Genomic DNA, 25,077 nt, shown 5'->3' with positions numbered 1-25,077 from the left:
CTCCATGTTGGACAGAACTGATGCTCAGCAGTTGGACAGTGTGTGGGTCAACAGCTCGATGAGGGCGGCGTGCTCGCCCTGCCCGGTGTCCCGCAACCAGTCCCGGAAGTAGTCCATCCGGGATACCCAGGTCATCCGGTCCCAAGGCGGCACCCGGCACGCCATGATCTGCCGTTGCAGTTCGATCAGCTTCGCGTTCGTCGCGGGGTCCTGCCCGGCCTCCTCGGCCGTCATCTCAAGCACGCCTTCGATGGCTTCGAACACGGTCGCGTTCGGCCCCGCCGCACCGTCGGGAACGTTCCTGGCCAGCACCACCATCTGGCGCTCGGTCAGCTCACCCACGGCAACAAGGCGCAACAGCTGGTCGTACCACGGCTTTCGCTGCGCTGACGAGGTCTTCGGCGTCAGAAAGTCGATCACGAACGTCTCCGGCAGCCGCCCCTCTAATGTGATGGCAGGCTCGATGAAGTGCACCTGGATCGGTTCTTCGGGTGTGTACCGGGGCGCCGACGGGTCGGACAGGCGGTTGTCGCGGACCATGTCGAGCAGCATTCTGTACGGGTCCGCCTCATCGGCGGCAACGCCACCCCACTGCCCGTCCGTCAGCGCCAGCAGATCGGCCGCATGCGAGCGCAGGTACAGCTCCCGGCTCGGCCAGTCGTTCAGTGACAGCCAATCGGCCAGCACGCGGGGCAGCTCGGAGCCGGTTGGCCCGGCGGGCCACCCGTCGGCCCAGTGGAACAGTCTCTCGTTCGGCTCCTTCTCCAGACGCTCCGCCTCGCCGCTCGGCCCTTGAAGCTGCCACACGTTGTCCAGCCCGGCGGCCATCGGCTGGATCGTCACCGGCCGGTACTTGTCGCGAAGGTTCTCAAAGGTATGCCGGTCCGTCGTCTTCACCAGGACGACCGGGTGCACACCGATTCGGGCGAAGCGGAGCAGCGCGGTCTCGAGGTCCGCCATCGCCTGTGGTCCATCCGACGAACCCGACGGCACGTTCACCGCGATCACCGGCCGTGTCATGGTGGGCGCCCACTGCTTGAACCGCTTGAGGTCCTCCCGAGAGCGGCCGAGCCACGACCCGAGCGCCAGCACACGATCGTCCCACTCGGTCCCGGACGGTGCGGGCACCAGGGGATGCTGCCCTGCCGTCGCCGGCGCGGCCCCGTCGGTCGCATCGCCTGACGGACCGTCCTTCCCGCCGGTCGACGACGGACGGATCGCGACATCCAGCGGGATCGTCAACGAGCCGATCCCGCTGGCGAGCTCCCCGGTACGCGTGCGGCGGCTGACGCGCTGCCCGGCCGCGGCATCCGCCGCCCCGCGGAGGGCCGCGGCCATGGCCTCAGGGTTGGTGAGGACGGTCTCGCGTACGGTCAGCCGGTGCGGCGCGGACCTGCCGGTGCCAAGGATCGCGTGCACGAGGTCGTCGGGTGCGAGCTGGATGGTGGCGTCGTGTCCGCCACCGGGGCTGCCGACGTCAAGTTTCATCACGAACTCGTGGCCGTTGCGGTCGACGACCTGGATCGTGTCCGCGGAACGGACGTCGAAGCGATGTGCTTTGGGTCGCTCCGCCGGGCCGAGGCGGTCAACGGCCTCCCACAGCTGTTCGACCCGCTGGTTGGCGTCACGAGCGAGCCTGATGGCTGCCGTCCACCCAGGATGCGACTCACCGTCAAGGCGATGGGCGCGGAGGTCGCCCAGGTCGGCATCGCCGGCGACGCGCCGGCCGTACCGGGTACGCAGGGCGGACGACACCGCTTTCCAGCGCGGCGCTGAGCCGGGCTGTTCCTGGCGCAGGCCGAGGGTGTCGAGATGGACGGCGAGCGCCGCGGTAACCAGCTCCGGCGTGAGGTCCGGACGCGCGGTCGTGCGAGGGTCACGCGCGCCGTCGAGGTTGGCGAGAAGGCCGTCGAGGGTACGCAGCGCGGCGCGGTCGTTCACGGTGAGTTCCACCGGTTGGTCCCCTACGGGCGTTCGGGTCAGCGCCCGTGGTCCGTCGGCCCCGTCGGTGAGGCCGCCGATCCAGGAGCCGGCACGTGCGGCACGGCGTGTCATCCGCACGGTCTTGCCGACGGTCTGCCCACTCACCCAGGTGCCGAGGCGTGCCCCAGCGGACCGTCGCCGAACCGACACCGGTGTGATCTTTTTGTTCGCTTCGACCGCCAGGTTCTTGAGCTCGGACAACGCGGAGATGAACGAGTCGGTCGACCAGGGAAGCCGCGCCGCCTGGTCCAGGACGGCCCGTTCACGGGCGACCTGGCGGTACAGTGGCTCGTTCACGCGCAAGGCCGTTTCCCCAGCGGCGGCTCCGATCTGTACGAGCGCGCCGGTCGTGAGGACGGCGGGGATCAGCGGTCCGCTGGCGAGCCAGCCCAGTCCTGCCCCGATCGCGTAGCCGATGCTCTGACCGAGCAACGCCGGTATGTGCTTGTAGGCGATCTGGTGGGTCCAGGGCATCTCGCTGGGCCGGCCCTGTGCCTTGTTGTTGTCGCGCTGGTCGCGCGCGGCCGCGACGCGTTTTGAGACCTTCCTGATCCGTGGGCGATTGGCCGGGTCGGCCGGCCGCGGTCCAGCCGGTTCCGGACGGGCCGGATTGAGCATCGAGTCGATCAACGCGATCAGTCTGTTCACCCGGTCGAGGGCGTCGAACGCGGCCAGCGCGACGGAGTCGGCGAACTCGATGCCCTTGGCGGGACTCCACCCGGCGCCGTAGGCGAGGCCGCGCAGCGCGGCGCCGACCATTGTGGTGTCCATCAGCCCCACGGCGCTGTTGAGGAGGTGGGCCATGGCCTCTGGCGGCGTCTGCATCGCCGACTGTTGGATAGCTCCGCGGGTCGCGTTGTGCGACATCCGGGGCGCGCCCGAGGTGACGCCACGTTCGACGACGTCGTAGGTGACGTCCGCGGTCTTGGATGGTCGCACCGTCCGGCCCAACCGGCGCGGGAGCGCGCGCCTGCGGTGCAGTTCGCGTATCTTGCTGGCCACCTCTGTGCGAAGCCTGCCACGCATGCTGTCGAGGCCGTCCCGCACATCGGCCAACGCGGCACGCTGCTCGTCGGTGAGTGCCTGACCACCCTGACGCAGCCGGTCACGCAACTCGAAGGCGAAGTAGTACGCGGCCTCGACGTAGCCGTTGCGTTGGTGGTCCGGGCTGGCGTGGTAGTAGTGCTCGAAACGGCCCTTCGCCAAATCCTCCGGGCGGTCGAACACGTACTGGGATAGGGCGCCGGCGCCGATGCTCTGACCCACCGCCACCCCCAACGCCACGAGGCCGTTGAGCGGGTTGCCGGTAACGCCGCCCGCCACCGCGAGACCGACCAGGGCGTTCGCCACCGCCGGCGGAGTGGTTTCCGTCAGTTGGGCCTTTGGCGATGTCCACGGCGGGGCCTGGTAGAGCGTCGCGGGTTCGGCCGCCTTCGCCTCGACCAGTTGGGGCTTCGGCTCCGCAGCACCGAGAATCTTGTCGGCCGCCCTATCCGAGAAGGCCTGCACGCCGCTCTGCACCACACCCCCCGCCGCACTGTTCGCGATCAACCCGGACCTTCGATCGGCCAGGCCACCCGCCACGACCGTCTGCACGGTCAACCCCGCCGCCGCGACGAGCCGCCGGTACATGTGCAGCGATGTCGGCGCCAGGTTTGACGTCGGCGTGGCGACCTCTACGCCTTCGACCTGGCCGAGGGACTGCCGCAGGTCCTCATCCAGGCCCGCGTCCAGCCCACCGGCCGCTAGCAGTTCGCGGATCCGGTCGTTGACCCGGTCCAGCGCACCGCGCGTCACGCGGGCGGCGTACCGCAGCCAGAACCGGTTGTCCTTCGCCGCCCGGCTGAACCGACGCCAGCCGAAGCGGCGTCCTTGGAAGTACAGCCGGCGCACGGTCGTGTGCTCGGCGAAGAGCTGGAGGCCCTTCCGGTCAGCGGCGCTGGTGCCTGGTGCGACTTGGTCGATCGCCCACGACGCCAACACGCCGGAGAGTTCCACGGCGATCGCAGCGTCGCTGGCGTCCTTGCGTACCAGCAGCTCCGAATCCCGCAGGCCCACCGCCGTGTCGAGGGAATCGTCCACCCGGTCCACCAGGCGGATCGGCAGCGACACGAGGTCGGCGTCGGTCACCTTCTTTCTGTCCGGAGGCAACGTGGCGACCCGGAGCACCGGAGTGTCACCGCTCACGTCGACCTGCGCCGCGGCGACCAACTTCTCTTGCGCCATGAACATGCTGACCGCGGTGTCGATCGCCGACAACACCTTGTCGTCACCGGCCTCGGTGCGGCTGTCCCAGAAGCGCCGCTGGAGGAACTCCATGGTCGCGGGAGACACTGCCTTGGTCGAAGCCAGCTTTCTCAGCAGCGCCTCGCCCTGGTGTGCCCCACCGGACCGGTCCCGCAGCACCCCCATCGTCCGCAACCGGTCGATGACGGCCCGCTCCAGTCTCGCTCGATCGGCATCCGCGGCGCTCTCGAGCCGCCGGATCACCGACATCAGCGCGCCGACCTGCCCGTGATCCGACGGGCTCAGCGAGATCCTTTGCCGGGTCCGGCTGTCACCGGCGAACCGGTTCCGGACGGACCGCTGGACCACCAGACGACCGACCCGGCCGGTCCCCGACCCGTGCTCGGCCGCCGCGCGGATGCCCAGCTCGAGCAGGTGCGCGGCTGCGTCGTCGACGGAGAACGACGCCGGCAGGTTGACAGTGACGGGGCGTCGTTGCCCGTGCAGCGCCCTGGTCAGGTTGTCCCGCTCCAGCGTCAACGACGGCCGCGGGTGTGCGTCGTCTACGTCTATGGCTACCGTGGCGGAGCGTCCGCGGGCGGTGAACCGCACCTCATTGCCGTCCACAACGGTCACCTCCACGCTTGGCGGCGCCAGCCGGCGCGTCGCCGCGATGATCTGGTCGATCGCCGCGTCGGGCCCGGCCTCGGTGACGTTCGCGATGGCGGTCAGCAGGTCTCCGTCCACCAGACGGCCGTCGGCGAGTCCCTTCGGGTAGTAGATCCACGGCAGGCGGCCGTCACCGGACAGCCACCGCCCGTTCGGGGTCCGTTCGACGATACCCGTAGCCGACATCGCCGCCTGACCCCAGAGCGTGCGGGCCCGATCGGTGAACCCCGCGTCTATCCCCGCGCTTCCCGTGAAACACGACACCAACGCCAGTTTCTTGCCCGCCGCACCCGGTAGACGCTTCACCCACTCCACGAACTGCCACGCCGACAACAGCTGGTCGCCCACGCGGACCCGACCGTCGCCGGTGCCATGGACGAACACCACGAACCAGCCCGGAATGCTGGGCATTTCCCGAGCAGCGGCCAGCTCCTCGCTGGTCACCGCGTCGTCCGGACCCGGGAAGTAATGACCCGCCCGCACCCGCGAACCCGGTACACCGTGCAACGACCTGTCCAACGACCGGTTCCGCAGGGCGGACGCCGAAAGCAACCGCCCGTCGTCGGACGTGCCATCCCGGAACGCGCCGAGTTGCAGGCCCGACGGGCTGGGGGCCGCGCCCGGGACCAACGGCCACACCTGCACTACGGAACCGTCCGGCTTCTGCCGGAAAAGCGGGCCACCCACCGGCGTCTCCTGGTATGGCCAGACCTGAGTGTGACCGTCTCCCGGGTTGGCACTCAACAGAACGCCGTTGTTCCACTCGTAGCCGGGCGCCAACGAGAGACGGCTCAGGTCTCCCCCGCGCAGCGAAAGCAGCTCGACGACCTTCTTCAGCCCACCGTACGCCTGCGACAGCGCAGTGGCCGCGGCAGCGATCCCGTTGGCCCGCCGACTCAACCGCAATGAGTCGACAAGCATGCCCGCGGCGCGCTCCAACGACACGAAGGGGTGGTTGACTACGCCGGACGCAGTGGTCAATGGCGCTATGTGCCACCGGAGTTCGTACAGTTCCTGCGGCGGCTGGCCCGGCAGCGCCCGGTCCACCGGCATGGGGTTCATCCCGCCGAAGATGCGCCGCAGGTCGAGATCTACCAACTCGGTGCCGGTGTACGCGGCCCTCAGGAAGATCCGCGGCGTGTAATACCGGGATTGGTCCGGACGCGCCTGCTCGTTGGCGAAGGAGTGCGGGCGCTGCGGCACGTCGAGCCAGCCGGCCACGTCGCCGTCGAACCTCATCAGTTCACCGAGCAGCTGTCGGTGCTCGCTCAGGATCTGGGAGCCGGCGTCGTTGATGATCCGTTCCGCGTGGGTTCGCAGGTATTCCTGGACCGTCGCCGGCAGCTCAGCGAACAGCTCGGCCATGCGGTGGCGGCTCAGCGCGTAAAGGCCGTTCTTCTCGCGGCCGGCGAGCAGATGCATGAGGGCGACGCCGATCATTCCCTTGAGCGCGAGCGCCTCCTCGAAGCCCATGAGGAAGTCCACAGTCTCATCGGAGAGTGGCAGCATGTGAACGAACGATCGAATCATCGCCCGGGCCTCACCATCGGCTAACGCGCGCACGGTGGCCAGCAACTCGTCGATCCGTAACAGCTCCGCCGGACGCGTGCCTTCGGTGCGCGGCACCGAGCCCCGCAGGATCTCGTCAACGCCGGCAGGACCCGTACCCAAGGTCGACTGGAACGTGAACTGCCCCGGATGGCTGTTGCTGTCGTAGAACAGCTGCTCGTCCCGGAATATGCCGTTGATCTGGGTCTGGCGGGGCTCTCGGAGCTGGGTGGCGATTATGTCGGCGTAGTACGCGAGTGCCGGTGTCAGCGGCGAGCGCATCCATACGTCGAACAGCTGGCCGTACCCGTTCTGGTAGGGCTGAAGCGCCTGAGTCACGGTGGCGCCACGCTGCCCGGCCGCCTGCAACCACAAGGTGATGGCGACGGTCAGGCCGAGCTGCTCCTCGGCGGTGAACGGCACCACGGCGCGCTCGGAGTCCAGCGCCCCACCGGCATCGGGAACCACCTCGACGATGAACCATTCCTCCCGCGGCTGGCCCTCGACCTCATCGAAGGACAACCACGCCAGCTGCGCGTCGGCATAGAGCCGGCCCGACTGCCCGGTCGCCACATTCGCAGTGTCTACCTTCAGCGTCATCCCGATGCCGTGCAGCTTTGCGAGGGTACGCCCCTGCCACACCCGGTCGTCGAAGGATTCCTCCCCCCAGCTGCCATCGACATACTGACGCTCGTACCGGATCGGACGGCCGACCCGCACCAGGGTCTGCAACTCGTGCCCGACCCGGCCGTAACCGCCGCCGGACAGCAGCAGGGCCGCCACGGTAGACGTCCCGAACTCGCCGGTCGGCGCCTCGACCTCGCTGCGGTCCGCCTCATAGACACGCACCAGCAGATCGTTGGTCATACCCGGTTCGGCGCGGATCGCGGCCAACATCTGCTTGGTGGTGAGCACCCGCATCGGCTTCGTCGGCGTGCCCGGATCGATCCACCGCACCTCGCCGCCCTGATTGATGGCGACAAAAGCGTGCCCGACACCATGCAGACCGGCGACCCCGTCCGGACGCTTCATCAAGACAGCGGCGAATCGGCCCGGTTTGGCCGCCACCAGGTTGTTGATGGCAGCCCAATCGTCCGCCCGCGGCCAACTCGACGGTCTGCCCCAGCCCGACCACACCCCCAAACCGACCACGCTGTCGTCGTGCGCCCGGCCGGGCGGGCGAGGCACCGGCGCGCTCTTATAGACCATGTCAAAGATCGCAGCCACCGCCGCAACGCAATACGGATCGGACTGGCCCGCGAGGTGCGCGACCGTAAACTGCACCCCCGGGTCGGTGAAATCAACCGGATCGGACGCCGAGAGCAACCGCCCGTCGCCGGACGTGCCATCGCGGAACGCGCCGAGTTGCAAAGCTGATGTACCGGCGGTGATCTCCTCCACCGCGCCGAGCTCCTCGCTCAGCGCGGACGGGTATTCGAGGAAGTGCTGCGCGGCCGCCTTGATACCGCCGTACTGTTCGCTGAGGGCACGCGCCGCGGTCGCCGCCTCGTTCGCCACGTTGGCGAGTGCCACGGTGTCCCGCACCCACGCGTACGTGTCGTCAAGCGTGACCAACATGCTGGGCTGGATGCTGCCGTCCGGCATCTCCAGGTTGACCGGCAGCAGGCGCCGCTCGAACAGCAGCAGATCGCCGATGTCGTACGTGGACATCCGGCCGTACAAATCCTTGATGTCGAACCCGCTGCCACCGGCGAACACGTCCATGAGGAACTCGCGGGCGGTGAAGCTCCGGGGACTGAACTCGAACCGGTGGTCGAGCCAGTTCACCCCGAACTGCCCCGACGCGAAGCCGCGGTCGGCCGCCGACCATGCCTCGCCGGCCTGCTCGACCAGCTCAGCGAGGTGCCTCATGACATAGTTCCGCGCGACGTCCGGCAGGGTCCGGAAAACGCCTCCCGGAGGGTGCCGCAGAAGGGCGTTGACGTAATCCTTGACCATCGACCACCGCGGGCCGGGGAACATGTGCTGGGCGACGGTGGAGAGGCCGTAGAGCTTTCCGAAGAGGTGGGCCAGGGCGACGGTGACCGCGCCCTTCAGTGCCTTCGTCTCCTCGAATTGGAGCAGGTGCTCGATGCTCGTCTCGGACAGCTGGCCGGGCACGAGAGATGCCACAAAGGCGCGCGTCATCTTGTCGGCGATCCGCGTGGCGGTCTGTTGCAGCCACGTGTTCATCCGGATCTGATCGCCCAGGGCGATGGCGATGTCCTCGAAACCCGAGTCGGCAGTCATGTCGGGCATGGTGAAGCCGGGCAGCTGCTCGTACATCGTCGGGAGGCCGGCGTGCTTCACCCCGTACGTCATGTGTTGCAGGATGTTGGCTTCGTAGGCCAACTCCGGCGAGTACAACGGCTCGTCGGCGGTCGACGGGTCGACGACGGTCCCGGCGTTCGGGCGCAGCGCGTCGCGGACCGCTTGGGCGACCGGCTCGTCGTCCGGGCCGTGCATCGCGACCCACTCGTCGATGAGATCGCCGTAACCGTGCTCGTCGGGTGACAGCGCCTGGTGCACCGTCAGCCCTTCCGCGCCGGCTCGGTCGATCCAGCGGGTCATCGTCGCGGCCCACTCATGGATCTGCTCCGCGATGGGGCCCGTCTCGCCCGGCAGGGCCGCGCCGGGGTCGTAGACGACCTCGTCGATGAACCAGTTCTCCTCGCGCACGACCGGGTCGCCGGCCAGCTCGGCCAGGCCGGGTCGCGGATACGTGGTTCCGGACTCGCCGACCTGCACCCGCGAGCGAACGTCTACCACCACCTTGAGACGCACGCCGGGGACTGTCGCGAGGGTCCGGCCACTCAGGTTGCGCTCGGGACGCGTACCAGGGGCCCACGCTTTGCCGACCCGGGTGAACCCCTCCAGTTCGCCGGCCGCCAACCCGACGCCGGTGCCGGGCGCGGTGATCGCCCGCGCGGTCGAGGCCGAACCGGCAGCCGGTGGCCCGTCGAACGGCACCGGCTGACGGTTGGCGTCATACACCCGGGCGCGCAGTTCGAGCTCCGGCTGCGCCTTCGCCAGGAACTGCGCGTGCGACATCACCTCGAACGGCCGCTGCGGGTTGGTCGGATCGAACCACGCGATCTCGCCCTGCTTGGTGCGCACCGCCACGAATGCGTGGCCCAGGCCACCCGGGCGTCCCATCACCACGAATGCCGCGCGACCGCCCCCGTTCGGTCCCAGCAAGCCGGCGACAGCCTGCCAGCTGTCCAGCCGCGGCCAGGACGAGGGACGGCCCCACAGCGACCACGGGTCGCCGGTCAGGACGCTGTCGTCGACCGTCTGCCCGGCCGCGACACCGGTCGGGTACAGCACCGTGCGCGCGGCCGTCATGACCTCGGCGCAGTACTGCTCGTCGACCGGGCGCCCGGTGGGGCCGAGTTTGTCGAGCGCCTTCCGCACCCCGTTGGCGAGTACCCGCATTTCGGCCAGCGCCTGCGGGGACAACGGAACTGGGGTGTCCCGGGTGCCCGCCTCCGCAACGGGCGGGGCTCCAGGCAGGAGTGGCAACGTCCGGCCGCCGGAGGTGAGGGCGACGTTGACGCCGAGTGCTTCCGCGACGATCGCGGGCACGACGTCGTCGAGGAGGGAGGCAGCCGCATAGTCGAAGTAGATCGCCGCCGTCAGCATCATGGCCGCCGGGGCTAGATTCGGGTCATCGTTGTGACCGAACAGATCATCGTTGTGACCGAGCAGAAAGGCCTTGATCAGAAGTTCTGTCGGCGCGTCGAGGATATCGTCAGCCACCAGTCGGCCCAGCGCGTTCATGGTGTTTGGCTCGCGGGCGTCGATCGCCTCGGCGATGGCCCGCCGCCGCCACACGTCGCGTTCGAACTGGCGGCGGGTCTCCACGAGGGACTCCGTATACGTCGGCTCGATACCGATGCCCAGTCGGCGCAGGCTTTCCGGGTCGGTCGCCGACACTCCGAGCCGAGCCGCCTCGGCGTGTCCGGCGGCCGACTCGATGGACGCACGCCAGCGTTGGACCATCGCCTCCGGTGGTGCCCAGTCGAAGTCGGCGAGAAGGTCCGCATAGTTGTCCGGGGGCACCAGATCGGCGACGATCGTCCCCAGGCTGGGCCTGATCAGCTGCGTGAAGCGCTGCTGTTCGGCGAGGATCCGGCTACGGATGTGCGAGCGGAGGGACGCGGAGTCGGTGACATCCGTCGGCAGTGCAACACCCTGCCGGCGGGCGTTGTCGAGGATGGCGTCGAGCAGCGTGCCGGTGTCGGCCGCGAGGTTGGGGTGGGGAACCGACCCGCCCGCAGTGGCCGAGGGCCGGTCCGAGCCCGCCTTGGCCAGTCGCGCGCCCACCTCTGCGAACAGGTCGCTCAGCTCCGCGCGGACCATGGGCTCGGTCTCCGACGGCAGGGCCCGACGCAGCTCGGTGAGGAGTCGGCGCAGCATCGCCACGCTGTCCCCGGTGGCCAGCAGTTGCCGCGCCCGGTCGATCACGGCCCTGCTCTCGGCGTACTTCCGCACCTCGACGGGCACCTCGAGTTGTTGCCCGATCCGAGCCGCCACGTTGGTCAGCCAGCGGTGCACGTCATCCGGGTCGACGTTCTCCCGCTCCCCCATGTATCGCCCCGAGGCGTCGGTGACCTGCCAGGTCCCAGTCACCGGATCCAGCTTGAACTCGCCACTGACCCGTGCGCCGGCCGTGAACGTGCGACCGTCCCGCGTGATCCGGGGTACTACCGTGGGGTGCCCCTGATCTGTGACGGCGGCGAGCCCTTCTCCGTCGGGATTGCGTCTTTCGAACCCTTCGATCAGGCGTTCGTTGTCCGCTTCCGATTTCAGCGTGAAGGCGTTCTGGGCTCCGACGAACACGGCGCCGTCCTCAGCCACCGCGAACAACCAGTTCGCCGACGGTCGAGCGGCCACGAGGTCCATGGTGAGCTCGGAAAGCGGCATCCAGGCCGGGTTGAGTCGGATCTCGGCGCCGCGCACCTCGGCGGCGTCCACGACGTCCTCCTCGCGTGCCGGGTCGAGCTCACTGCCGTGGAGCATCCATGGGTACTCCAGTGGGCCGTAGTCGTGGTCGAGGTCGCCGGTCGGTTCGCTGACGGGCGACGCCGACGGACGGAGGGCAAGGCCGTCGACCGTACGAGCCGATTGAAGGCGGTCGAGCGCCGAGCGGATCCCGACGAGCCGGTTGACGACATCGTCGAAGGCGAGTGGGTGGGCGCCGGCGCCGTCCTGGTTGGTGTGCCAGCGCAGCCATCCCGCACTGTCAGTGACGGTTTGCCGGTCCATACGCGGACCGGGAAGGTCACCGACCAGGTCGGCGGCGTCGGCTCCCGCCGGCCACAACGGCCAGCTGACTATGGCCCGAGCGACGAGTGGACCCGCCTGGACGAGCAGCTGCCGCGCATTCCACCGTTCGTCGCGAGCGCGGCTGACAAGGGCGTCCAGTTGGCGGCCCCAGTTGACCGGGGCCGCCACCCGTTCACCCATGGTCACCGGACCATCGGTCTCCGGAGCAACGGGGGTGAGGGGCCGGGCGAGATGGCCGGTCTCGACGGTCTGATAGCCGCCCGGTTTGCCCCGCCCGATCGGCTGCCAGTTGCCGACCATGCCATCCGGCCACCGCGCGGCCAGGTCACCCCGCACCACCACGGCCTGCTGGCCGATGCCGGGAACAAACACCGGAACCGTCGACCTCCCGAGCTGGCCGCGCAACCAGTCGAGCAGGTGGTCGGAGGTCGGCGAGAGGGTCGCGATCCGGATCGGCGTCTGGGGCGTGGCCGACAGCGCCTCCCTGAGCGTGCGCCGGTCGGTCTCCTCGTCACCGACCAGGAATACCGTGCGAACATCGGTACGCAGCTCGGCAGCGCTCTTCAGGCCCGGGAAGCCGTTGCTCGGGCGCATCAGTTCACCGAAGCGCCACACGCCGGACGGCTCCTCCCCCAAGGGGAGGTCGGGGATTCCGATCGCCTCGCGCATGTCGGCCGGTAGATCGACGATGACTACCCTGGTCCCGACCCCACCGTCGCCTTCCACCAGGAGCCGGTCGGTGACAGTCCTGATCCTGGAGGCCAGTTCCGGACGCTCGAGGATGAACATGAGCGCCGCGCGCCAGCCTTCCTCCGGGTCGGGCAGCCCCGCGACGACCGGGGCCACGTAGGTCAGATGCAGGTCGCCCTCGCGGTTGTACAGTTCGCGGATCAGCGTGGCCACCACGAACTGGACGACGTCGGACACTTCGTCCTCGGTGTAGCGACGCGGCGGCTCCAGCGGGGGGCCCGCGGGCGCCCAGCTCAGCATCGATCCGATGTCGAACTGGGTCAACGCCGGCAGCTTGCGGGAGACCCTGAAACCGCCCCACTCGTTTACCCGGCGCAGGTTCTCCGTACCGGTCCGACTGCTCACCGAGTTGCGGTGCGACCTCATGGTCGGCCAGGTCCACATATCAGCGGCTTCGCGGGTCGCATCTTCGGAGCCGTCACCGAGCAGTTCTCGTTGCGTCCGGGCGTAGTTGGCTTCCAGCCGGTTTAGGAACAGCCGGGCGAACGGGTGCCACCGCGCCATGAAGATGGCCGAGTTGCGCACACCGTGCTTTCCGGCAGCCACCGCGAAGCCGCGATCCTCGAACAGCTCCCGCAAATCGTTAAGCCATTCCAGGGCTCCATCGTCGCGGAGGGCGTTGTCCGGGTCTGTGTACAGACCGCCGACGTCGTCGAGATCGACGAACCGGAAGATGTCACTGGCGGCAGCGGCTCCCACGCCGAGCAGCTTGTCCAGCTCCATCCGATACTGGGCGTCCAGCTGCATCTGCGCAGCGGCGTGGTAGACCTCGTCGACATTCACCGGCACGACGCCGCTCTGCTTCGTCCACTTCACGAACTCCCGGATCTCGCGCAGGTGCACCGGGCCCGAATCTGACGGCAGCTTCATGGCTTGCGCGAATACGCTGCGCGGAATGGTGGTCCATACGAGCACCATCCCCCGCTTACCCTCACCCTTCCCCAACGCGTTGGCGAGGTTGGCAAGGTTGTTGCGGCCCTCGCCCGCGGGCACCACCCCTCCGGCCCAGTACGTTTTGAAGATCAGCGGCACTTCGAGCGCTTCGGGCAGCAGCCGGTACTCCTCCGGCACCGACTCCGGATTCTGCGCCCAGGACCGTTCGTCGTCACTCAGCTCCGTGCGCCATACCAGGTCCGGCCGGTGCTGAAGCGCCTCCGGTCGCAGGTCCGCATTGCTCGGCGCGGGCTTCGTAACGTCAAGCAGAGTGAAGAAGCTCGGCAGCTGGTCGGTCGCGATGTCGTTGAGCTCGATTCCCTCCATCCACGGTGGTGGCGGCGGCGCGCTCCGACCGAACAGGTTAGGACCCAGCAGAGCCGTCGGTCCGTTCGCTGGCTCCACCTCCCCGGCACGTGCGGCCGCGCGTAGATCCTCGAGAATCAGCTCCGACGGTCTCGGTTTCGGTGTCCCGGTCCACCACCGGCGGAGGTCGGCAATCGTCCCGGCTGAGGGCGACTTCGCGACCAGGTCCAGCAGCCGCCGACCGTCGGATCGCTGTACAGGCAGGTCGTCACCGCGCACCTCGCGTACCAGCGCCTCGAACCCAGCCCAGTCGGTCAGCGGTGCGCCACCGTCGGGAACCCGTACCTCGGTCAGCTGCCGCATCGCGCTCAGACGTGCCGAGGTCAACCGGTTCACACCGAACACCCGCGCGGTCAGGTACGCCACGTCCAGCAGTTCGTGCCGAACCGCGAGGGTCGTCTCGCCGGCACCTCCCTGGGTAGTGCCGACTCCGATCCTCCGCGCCAAGGCGGAGAACGGCTCCGGTGACGACACGTCCTCCGGCCCCGCCAACCGCGCCAGGGACCGCACCAGCTCGGGCAGACTGAATCCCGCGAACCGACCCACCGGTGGTCCCTGGTAGTCAGCCGCGGCGACGAACCCGAACACCTCGTTCAGTGCAGCGGGTGTGTCGTCCTCATCGACGAGCCCTTCACCCGCACTGGCGAGGAGCAGGGCCGGCACATTGGACGCCTGGAACGCGCCGGCCGGTAGCTCAACCTCGGTACCGTCCGCCTCGTGGATGCGCATGCGCAGGTCGCTGGTCATGTCGGGTCTGTTGGCGACGGCGGCCATCATCTGCTCGGTGGTGAGTACCCGCAGCGGCTTCGTCGGCGTACCCGGGTCGATCCACTCGACCCGGCCGCCCTGGTTGACCGCGGCGAACGCGTGTCCGACACCGCGCAGATCGGCGGCGCCACCCGGACGGTTCATCAGGACCACGGCGAACCGTCCGGCCGCCGCGCCGACAAGGGTGTCGATCTGCCCCCAGTCGTGCAAGCCGGGCCATCCCTCCGGCCGGCCCCAGCCGCCCCACAGCCCATGATCAATCACACTGTCGTCGACCGACGTGCCAGCCTGGCGACCGACCGGCGCGCCGCCCAACACGAGGTCGCGTATCGCGCCAACCGCGGCGACACAGTAGACGCTGTCGTCGAACCGGGCGGCGGCGTCAGATACCCGCCGCACGATCTTCGGATCGGCAAAGTTGACCGCGCGGTCGCCGGCGCCCGTCGAGTCGGGCACCAGCAACGCGTCCATCGTCGTGGGGCGACCGGCCGCGTTCACCGACAGCACCCGGGTTTCCGGGTCGCGGAGCACCACCGCGTGCCAGTCGTCGGAGTCCGGATCGACGTCAACCGGCACTAGCGTGCCGTCCGGTTCCAGCCAGAACAGACCCTCGTTGCGGGAGATCAACCAGCCGACCTGTGCCGGGCCCGACGAGACCGGTCGGAACGACACCAGCGCGGCCGACCCGGGACTGGCCGACAGTCCCCTTACCAGGTGGTCGGGATCCACCTCGGTGAGCTGACCGCCGATCGCCGCCGTCAACCGGGCGACCGTCGGAGGAATCGCGGGCAGCAGAATGTCGTCGAGGTTCATCCCGGCCGGCAGCCCGTAGCGGGCGACATAGCCAGCCAAGGCATCGCTTGGCGTCGAGCCGGTAGAGGTCTCCGGCGTGACAAAATACTGATCGCGGGTGTCGGCCGCACGAGTCGCGAGCTCCTCCATGCGCTGCACCGATGCGGGCTGCGGTCCCTTCGCGGTCAGCACCGCGTCCTGCACCGACGCGCGGGCCGCCGCCTGCGCCCGGGTCAGCAACCGCACCGAGGTCGCCTGCCGCCAGGTCGTCTGCCGCCCCTGGCCGTCGATCGGCACCGAGCGCCGCGAGCCTTTGAGCTCTTCCCGCACCGGCAGCTCGAGCGCGAGGTCGTAGAGGTCACCGAGCTCCTCGAGTGCCTGCACGTCCGGCTTGTCGACCACGCTCGCCGGTGGTTTGACGACGAGGTGGTGGCGGATATGGCTAGGTTGACCGCCGAGGAAGCGCACGAGGACCGCCGAGCGCTCGGCGCCGGGTGCCGGATGCACGAATGCGGTATCCGGCAAGGGAGCCGTCATGAGCGCACGCACCAGCGACACCTGGTCGATCGGCACCTTCATCGGGCGGTTGTGCAGGTACGCCCCGCTGGGCACCGGCACGACCCGTCCGTCGTGGCAGATCATCATGAGGTCGCCGGTGCCGGCCACTTCGCCTCCCGTGTCTCACCGAGGTCGTCGAGGAATGCGTCGACGGCCCTAAGACGAGCCGCCGACACCGACGGTTCACGGACGTATCGCTACTCGTTACACGTCATGACCTGTTGGGCGAGCTCGGACAGCCGCTCGCCGTGCTCCGCTTTGGCCTGCCCGAGCTGACCGATCCACCGGACCCAGTTGGCGCGGTCCGCGCCCACCAGCGCCGCCCGGTTGGCCAGGATCACATCGAGCGCACGCGGGAAGTCGCCGCTCAGCGTGAGCCGGACCGCTTCGAGGACAGCGGCGTTGGCGTGCTGCGACAGACTGGCCTCGGCGGCGCCGCCGAGCCGCACTGGCGGCGGACCGGCGATGCCGAACCCGGCGAGGAACTGCCTGAACTGAGTCTCGCTCGCGTTTTCGTCCATGATGGACGTGCGCAGGTCCGCGAGACCACGGTGCCCCAGGTTGGCGTAGCGGATCTCGGTGTGCGGAACGGCAACGCCGGGCGTAGCGTCGCCCGACGCCGGTGGCCGGTTGGTCACCTGTTGCAGCATCGCTTTGGCTTTCGCCGCGTGCAGCGCGAACTGGCGCGTCTTGACGATAGACGCGGACGTCGCCCGAGCCCTCGCTTCCTCGACCCCGCGCGGCGGCTTCGAGGATGTCGGCCACTGACGGTCCCGAAGGTAGGTCGGCGCCCAGTCGGGCGGCAGCGGCTGCTCGTTGTCGGCACGGTGCACGACGGCGCGGTCCCGCACCGGGTCCGGCAGCGCGCCCAGTATCTGGCCGATCGGCACGTCCCCGCTGAACCAGAGCAAGGTGGTGTCCGGCGCCGGGGACACGCGGCGCGCCGTCTCCAACTCGGGCAACGCGCCTTCGGCCGCGATCACGTGACCGGCGGGGACCTGGATCGCCTGGTATCCGGGCGGAAGCCCCTGGGCCACGGCCGCGTGCTCGAGCCGGCGCCAGCCTTCGATGTCGCCGCTGAGGGCGACGTTCACCGGCCGGCCCGCGCGCCACCGCTCCAACAACATGAACAGCTGCGCGAGGCCGGCCGGAGTGTCGGGTCCGGACACCTCTACGGACACCGCGCCGGGGCGGGCCGGCCGGGTGGACGGCGCCGTGGCCTTGGTGCTGTCGTGCGTGATACGCACGACGCGCGGGTCGCTCGTGTCGACGGTCCAGTTCGCCAGGTCCGGCGCGGTCAGCTCGAAACGCCCGTCCCGGCTTTCGGCGAGGCCTTCCGGGAGCGGCTCGGCCGGCTCGGCGCCCGGCGCATAGACCCGGTAATGGTCTGCGAACTGCGGCAGGGTCCGGACCGGGCCGGCCGACGTCCAGGCCATCGGCACGAACATGGAGTCCGACGCGGCCGGCGGGTCAACCAGTTGGGCGAGCGGGACGACGATCGCCGGTGCCGCCCGGGAACCCCCGGGCAGCATCTCCGCCAGCCTGCTGACCGTCTGAGGCGGCAGCGCCTTGCCCGGCGCGGGTTGCAGCACCAAGGAACGCCGCAGACGCTCCGGCAGACCCGCCACAAGGTCCGCGATGGCCGTGGCCACGGCGTCCGGCTCGGCATCGGCACGGTCGACGAAGACCACCCTGGTGCCCGGGACGGGCGTCACCGTCGCGGCAGGGCCTAGGTCCGGCGGCGTGCTGCCGGCCGGCCCGACCACCCAGCCCTTGGTGACCGGGTACGCCTGCCAACCGTCGGGAAGAGCCTTTCGAACCACCTTCAGCCGTGCCTGCTCGGGGCCGGTCAACGGCCGGCCGACCAGCACCACCTCGATGCCGGGCGTGGTCCGCCGGATCCGGTCGACGTCGTCCATCACCTCCGGCGGGATCACCGTCCCCGGCTCACCGACGACGATCGGCCCGGTCCCGGTCGCGGTGCCTTGACCGGGACCACCGACCGGGACGCTCTGCGGCAGCCGCTGCCCGATCCAGACCGCGTTCGGGTCACGGCCGTCGGCACTCCATCCGGCCGGCATCCGGTACGTCTCGGCCTGCGGGCGGCTCGTCAGCCCGTAGGGGGCGCGGACGCTCGGCGCGGGGTGGTTGGACGGGTGGAACCGGAACCCGGCAGCGGTGGCCGCGAACGCCGGCTTACCATCCGCGCCGACCGGCACCTGCCGGGCGTTCTGCGTGGGTCGCTCGGTCAGCGCGGGCGCGGGGAAGTACACGGCCGCATTGGCGGCCGTCTCGCCGAGAATCTTGTCGGTGATGGCCGCCGCCCGCTCCACCGTGACCGCTGTGCGGTCGCCGAGGAACATCACGGTCAGCCTGGGCGTGAACTCCGGCTTGAGGTTGCGCAATGCCGCCTGAATCTGCGCGAGGTTGGTGAGTTGCGGATCGATGGCGATGGTCAGGCCGCCGCGGGATCCGGTCGGCCTTTCGTCCGCCGGGATGCTCACGGTCTCGCCGTCGAACAGGATGACCACGTTGCCGTCGGCGGCGGCCGAGATCCCCGCGGGCATCGCGGTGAAGTAGCTCGGTCCGCTGGGCCTGGCCCGCTTCACTCGCGGCGCCGGCGCCGGCGCGGACCCGGAAGCCGGACCGGGGGCCCCGGCGCCGTGGTCCGTCGGTGTGCCGTCGTCCCCCGGTGTGCCGTGGCCGGCCTGCGGGTGTGGCGCCTGCGACCCACCTGACGTTCGCTCCGGCGGCAGGTGCCCGCTCGAACCATGACCCGCTCCCCCGGCGCCCATTTGGGCCACCAGGTCATCGACCGTCCGGCCGCCCTGGCCGAACATCTCCTGGATCGGGTCCGACGGCTGGTGGGCCGGAGGCCGCTCGGCGAGCTCGGTGACGTTGCCGGGCCGGGTGTCGCCCGGGAGGCGGGTGTCGCCCGGGAGCCGGGTGTCGGTGGCTGGCCGTTCGCCGTTCGTGGACCGTGTCTCGGTGGCGGAATCGTCCGGCCGGGATGGCCGGCCGAGCGCCGTGGACGGGCTGCCTCCAGGGCCGCTCCCGCCGAGTCGGTTGGTGACCTCGAAGCCCGTCGACGGTGGCGGCGCACCATCAGTGCCCGGCGCAACCTCCTGGGTACTGCCGTCGTCGTAGGTGCGCACCGCGGGCGCGTCCCGCCGGTACTCCACCGAATACTTCCGCCCGCCGGCCTCAAGGCCGTCCAGCGGACGCTTCAACCCATCCAGACGCGTATCCACCGTGGCGCCGTCACCGAACCGGATCGTCGCCTCGCCGTTCCAGCGATACCCCATGGTGAACAGCCGCTCATCGTCCGTGATACCCGCGCTCGGCCGACCCTCGCTGTCGAACGCCGTCAACACGGTGCCGTCGGAAGTCTCGATCCGCACCAACCGGTCACCGTCAAAGGTGAGAGGAGAATCGGTTTCGTAGACGAACCTCGACCTGTCATCGTGGGTGACAACTCGCTGCCCGGGCGGGTAATCGAAACTCAGAACCCGACCGTCCTCGTACGTCAACACCGACGGCCGGCCGTCCTCGTCGAGCTCCACACGGCCCGCCGGCCTGTCGACGGTCTCCTCCCCTTCGACGTCTCGCGGACTCCTCGGCGCGACCGTCACATCGACCGGATCGCCGCGGTGGAAGTGCAGCGCCCGGCCGTCGCCGAAGGTGTAGACGGCGTGGTCGCCGTCGGTGTCGATGGTGAACCGACGGCCGGTCGGCGTAACCCCCCGGTGTGGCACACCGTCGACGAAGTCCGCGTACTGGGTACCGTCCGGCGCGGTCTGACCCACCAGCTGCGCGTTCTGGAAATGTTCGGTCCACCGCCCCGGATTCCACGTGCGCGGGAATTCGTGCCACACGTCGAAGCCCACCGACGGCGGCTGCACACGGTCGGTGCCCGGCCCTACCTCCCGGATGCTGCCGTCGCCGTAGGTGCGCACAGCCGTCCCGTTCGGTCGGTACTCCACCGAGTACTTCCGCCCGTCGGCCTCAAGGCCAGCCAGCGGACGCTTCAACCCATCCAGACGCGTATCCACCGTCGCGCCGTCGTCAAACCGGATCGTCGCCGCACGGCCCGGGCCGTGCTCGATGGTGAACCCGCGCCGGTCCGCCGTACTACCCGCCACCGGCCGGCCCTCGTGATCGAACGCGGTCAGGTCAGTGCCATCGGTCGTCGTGTGCCGCACCAACCGGTGGTCGGCATAGGCGAACTCGGAACCGTCGTGGACGATGTCGAGCCGCGCCTTGGACTGGAAGCTGTACGTCGTGACCTGGCCCCCGGGGCTCGTCAGCTGGGTCGGCCGGCCAATCTGGTCGAACTGCGACGAGACGTACCCGTGCTTGTCCGTGCTCGAAATCAACCCGTTGTTTCGGTACTCCTCCCGGGTGCCGTCGGGCAGGATCCGGGTCGCCGAGCCGCCGGACGGCTTGATGTGGACCGCCGTGCGGTCGTCGAAGATGTGAGTGATCCCGCCGTCGGGACTGTCACTGGTTTCGACCGGCCCACTATGGTTGGCCGGCTCGCCGGGTAGGTGCCCGTCACGATATGGCAGACCGGACTCGGCGCCGAGTGGGCGACCGTCCCATCCGCTGCGCCCCGGCCCGGTAAGGCGCATGTTGCTCGGGACGATCTCGCTGGCGTGCCCGCCGGTCGGCGTCTCGTCCGCGAAGTGCCGGCCGAGCAGAGTGACCGGGTAGCCGCTCGGCCGGGTGGGCAGACTCTCGATGAACTGCTTGCCTTGCCACGCCACGGCGGGCGGCACGTTCTCGTTGTGTTTTCCGAAGACGAAACTCGGACCGTCGGACAGCGGGTCGGCGTAGTAGCCGGAACGCACCTTGGCGGCGGTTTCGGGCGACACCTCCGGCGATCGGAACCACCCGCCCCACTTGTGGACCTCCAGTACCCAGTCGTTGGCGAGCTTGTACGTGATCGGTTGCTCGCCGTCCTGCGGGAACCGGAAGTTGCCGTCCTGCCACGCCTGGCCGATGCGGAGCCCCATCGTGGTCTGGCTGAACTGGTCGGTGAACGTCTTCTCGTGCGCGAGCCACCAGTCGAGCTTCTCGCCCGGACGACCGAAGATGCTCTGGTACGTCGAGGCGTAGTCGTCCCGGTAGCGGTCACCGAGAGATGTGCGGGCCAGGTGGGACATCTCGTAGTTGGGCCGCGAGACCGGGCCGACCAGCGCGTCGAAGTCGCGCGCGGCGTACCCGAGGATGGTGTTCAGGTGCTGCTCGTGCAGGATCCGCACGTCGAGCGTCCGGTTCAGGACGTCGGTGGCTTGCTCCCACTTCTGCCAGCGGCCGCTGGCCAGGTTCTCAGGGCTCGACCCCTTGGCGAACTCACCGGGGTGGTCGCCCCAGATCCGGTCGTACGCCTGTCTGAAGTCCCGCCCTGCCTGCCCACGCACGCGGTCGAGTGCGTCGTTGGACATGGTGAGTTGACCGTCCTTGTCGGCGGCCCGGAACTTCGCGTCGACGAGGCTCTGCTCCCGCTGACCGGTCAGAGCCAGGTTGTCGGCGGCCTTCGCCTCGGCCAGTCCCTTGCCGTTCAGCCACTTCGGCACCGCGTCGCCGCCGCCCGCCCGGGCGTCCAGGTACGCCTCGTGGGAGTCGGCCATGTAGCGTGCGCGTTCCTGCGCGATCACGTGCTCGTTCAGCTGCCCGGCCCGCTCCGGGTGGTTCCGCTGGACGGTGGTGAGCGCGCGGTCGAACGCGCTGCCGTCCTCCAGGGTGTGGAAGTTGTCCAGCTGCCGTTCGTCGGCGAGCCGGTCCCGCAGCGCGCGCTCGTTGCTGTCGAACCGGTTCGGCAGCTTCCCAGCGGCTGCGTCTGCCCACCCGTCGTCAGCGGGCCTCGTCCGGGTCGTGGCACCGGGGCCGGCGTCCTTGGTCAGGTCGGCCCGGATCTCGTTTCGGATGTCCTCGGTGACCCGCTTCTCCCAGGGGCGCTCCGAGGCGCCGTCGAACCCGTTGTCGTGCTTCCACTGCTGCAACCGATCGTTGTACGGGCCTTTCATGAACAGGTCGAGGCTCGCCTCCTGGTGGAACCGGTCGGGCAGCCCCTTCTCCACGCGCTCCTGCCACCGGTCGAACGCGGGTGTTACCTTGCCGTCGCGAAGGTTCCCCAGGTATCCGTCGGTGATCTCGCGGACGTACTGGTTCTTCACCTCGGCGAACTGGCCGTCGGTCAGGCCGCTGCCCGGGTGGTCGCGTTGGAAATTGGCGCGTGCCTCGCCGAAGCTGAGGTCCGCACGGTTGTGCGCCGCGTCCAGGCCGGCGTGGCGGTCGAACTTGAAGCTCAGTGTGTTGGCGAGATTGTCGACCTCCTTCGGCCAGTTGCGGTAGACGGCGTTGGGATCCTTGAGGCTGCTCCCCTTGGCACCGCTCATCGCGGTGCCCGGAGTGACGGGTTCGGCCCGACCCGGCCGCGAGACCAGCGGCTCGCCCGCGCCCGGACTCTCGTAGAAGGCCTGCCAGGTCTTCTTCAGCGAGAAGTCGAACTGGCCCTTGAGCCAGGTCAGCGTGTCGGCGTTGAGCTCCTTGCCTTCCTTCGTCTTCCAACTCTGGTAGGCCTGGTCGAACCGGTCGCTCGGCTCACCACGGGCCTTGTGCATGCTCTGCATGGCATCGGCGATGGCCTGGTACTTGCTCTGGAGCCGCTCCTGTGCGGCGTTCCAGACCGGTTCCTTCGCCCGGTTGCTGAGGAGGAAGTCCTCGCGGCTGACCTGCGTCTCCGAGAACGGGTTGCCGGTCGCGGGCGGCTTCTCGCCGCCGCCACCGGACAGTCCCCTGCCCATCGACCCGCCCTCCCCTGCCGGCGTAGGACGCGGTGGGTCGGGTGTGTTGCTCGGCGTCGATGCCGGATGCGACGAAGCCGCGGTGTCGCCGGCGTGCGGCAAGCCGCCCTGCGGCCGCCCGGCCGGGCCGGTGTGCCGGGTCAGCGCGAGCGCGTCGTCTGCCACCGTGCCTTCGGCTGTGGACGGACGCGACGGCGGCCGCGTGGTCGGCTCCGCGCCCTGCATGCCGTGGCGGACCGGCGACGGCGCGGCACTCGCCTCGGGCGGCGCCTGCCTGTCCCCGCTGGCGGGCGGGCGAAGGCTGCCCTGTTGTGGCGCTTCACCCCCGACGCCGGACTGGTTCGGCGCTCGGTCGATCGGCAGTCGGTCGGTTATCCCGGCCTCGGACGAGACGCGATCCGGCGACGCCGGGCTCGGGCTGGCCTTGCCCGGGAACGGTCGCGCCGGGGACGAGTCGCCGCCGGAGGGGCGCGGCGGGAGCACCGGACCGGACCCTTCCTTCGGCGTGCCGGGGCCGCTGCCCGCGTGCGACAACGGCGAGACCGGGGACGTCGGCGACTCCGGCCTACCCGTCAACGGCGAGACCTCGTCGGGGATGTGCCGGCCACCGACCGACGTGTCGATACGCAACTCGGGAGTCCGCGACTGCGGCGAGCCGCTGCCGGACGTCGGCACCCGCTCCGGCGGGACCGACGGCGACGTCGGCGGCAGCACCGTCGCATCGTGACCACCGCTACCGACCGACTGCACCCGCTCCGGCGGCACAGACGACGGACGCGGCGGCAACACCGTCGCATCGTGACCACCAGCGCCGCCAACAGACTGCACCCGCTCCGGCGGCACAGACGACGATCGCGGCGGCAGCACCGTCGCATCGTGACCACCGCTGCCGACAGATAGCGGCCGCTCCGGCGGCGGAGTAGCGGCGCGCGGGGGCAGCGGCGTGGCCGAACCGCCGTGCGAACCGGTCGGTGGCGGCGTGTTCGTGAACGACTCGTGCGGCTGGGGCCTCGCCGGCAACGGGGTGCCGTGACCACCGTTAGCGGCCGTCTGGTGGTTGACGACGGGCGTCTCGTGTCCGCCGGCCCCACGGGGACCGCCGCCGGCGTCCGCCCGGCCGCCAGCCGCGGAGGCCGCCGGTGGACCGCTGTGCGCGGTTGGCGGCTCGTTGAGCGTATGCGTCGTCGACGGCTTCGGCGAACCGTGGCCCGTCGAGGTGCTCGACCCGTTGTCGACCGGAGGGTTGTCCGGTCGTGCCAAGCCGTTGTCCAGCCGCGCCGGGGGGAATCGGCCGCCGCCGTTCGCCGACTCCTCGGCCGCGCCGGGCCGGCTCGGCGGGACGCGCGTACCGCCCGTCGGTGTCGAGCCCACTTTGCCGGTGGGCGGCGGGATGACCGAACGCTCCGGCTGGCCGGCGCCACTGCCCGGGCGTCCCGTCGGCGACGGCTGGTTGTTGCCGACGGCCGGACGCATCGTGCCATTGACCGGCGGGGGTTGCTCGCGCACCGCCCCGGAGGATCTGCCGTTGGCGGACGTGGTGTTCGGGTGGAGGTCGGCGCCGGCGTTGACGACAGTCTGGTCGTGGGGACCAACGGTCTTGCCCAGCGGCGTGTTCACCTTCGCGCCGGTGGCGAACCCGGCCGCGCCGGCCGGATTCGCCTCCACGTCGGGGCTCTTCCCGCCCGTGGCGCCTGGCCCGGCCTTCCCACGACCGGGGAGCTCGATGGGCTTGAGCGCGTTGATGATTTTCGGGAGCGGGTTGAGGTGCCGGCCCTGGCCCGGTCTGATCTTCCCGCCGGGCATGATGCCGCCGGTCAGCGCACCGAGCCCGATGGCCAGCCCCAGGTTGAGCGGATCGACCTCGTACGGCAGATTCGTAAAGCCCGCGGCGAAGCCGTCCGCCACCGCCACAATGCCGGCGCCGACCGCGGCGCCGACCGCGATGTTCGACAAGAACGGCGCCACGGCTGGCGCGATGTTGGGGAGGACTTTGCCGCCGGCCGACAGCAGCGCGGAGAACATCCTGGACAGCTTCTCGAGAAGAGAGCCCAACGGCAGGAACATCGCGGCAATGCCCAGAACCGTGCCGATGATCATGGCGATGACCTGTTTGTTCTGCTTGGCGAGCTCCTCCCGGATCTTCTGCGCGAATTCGTGGATGTCCTTCGCGATGTTGTGGGTCTGTTGTGCGACCGACTGCACCTGCTGGCCGACCAGAAACGCGGTGTCGTTGAAGTACGTGTGCGCCTTGCCTGTCCAATCGACCTTCGCCGTGGAGCCCTGCACGGCCAGATACAGCGCGTCGAGGTCGTCGGCCATCCGCTCCCACTCGTCGGCGAAGCTGTCGAGCGCATCCGGGTCCGGATAGGAGATGCTCATCCTCGCG

General features: G+C 69.7%; 2 protein-coding genes. Both read right to left on the bottom strand.

Going from position 1 to position 25,077, the window contains the following annotated elements:
• Positions 1-24: 24 nt before the first annotated feature.
• Complete coding sequence (locus tag AB0M36_RS16905) at positions 25-15,990, bottom strand: hypothetical protein (RefSeq protein ID WP_364158059.1); 15,966 nt, start codon at positions 15,988-15,990, stop codon at positions 25-27.
• A gap of 89 nt (positions 15,991-16,079) precedes the next feature.
• Entirely contained in the window at positions 16,080-25,070 is an 8,991-nt protein-coding gene (locus AB0M36_RS16900; protein ID WP_364158057.1) for a hypothetical protein, read from the bottom strand.
• Positions 25,071-25,077: the final 7 nt, after the last annotated feature.

The organism is Actinoplanes sp. NPDC051346 (assembly GCF_040682215.1).
In the GTDB taxonomy this organism is placed as follows: domain Bacteria; phylum Actinomycetota; class Actinomycetes; order Mycobacteriales; family Micromonosporaceae; genus Actinoplanes.
This window is presented reverse-complemented; position numbering and strand designations above follow the sequence as displayed.

Coding starts and splice junctions, on each gene's coding strand:
- AB0M36_RS16900 (WP_364158057.1), bottom strand. CDS start 25,070: ATGAGCATCTCCTATCCGGACCCGGATGCGCTCGACAGCTTCGCCGAC.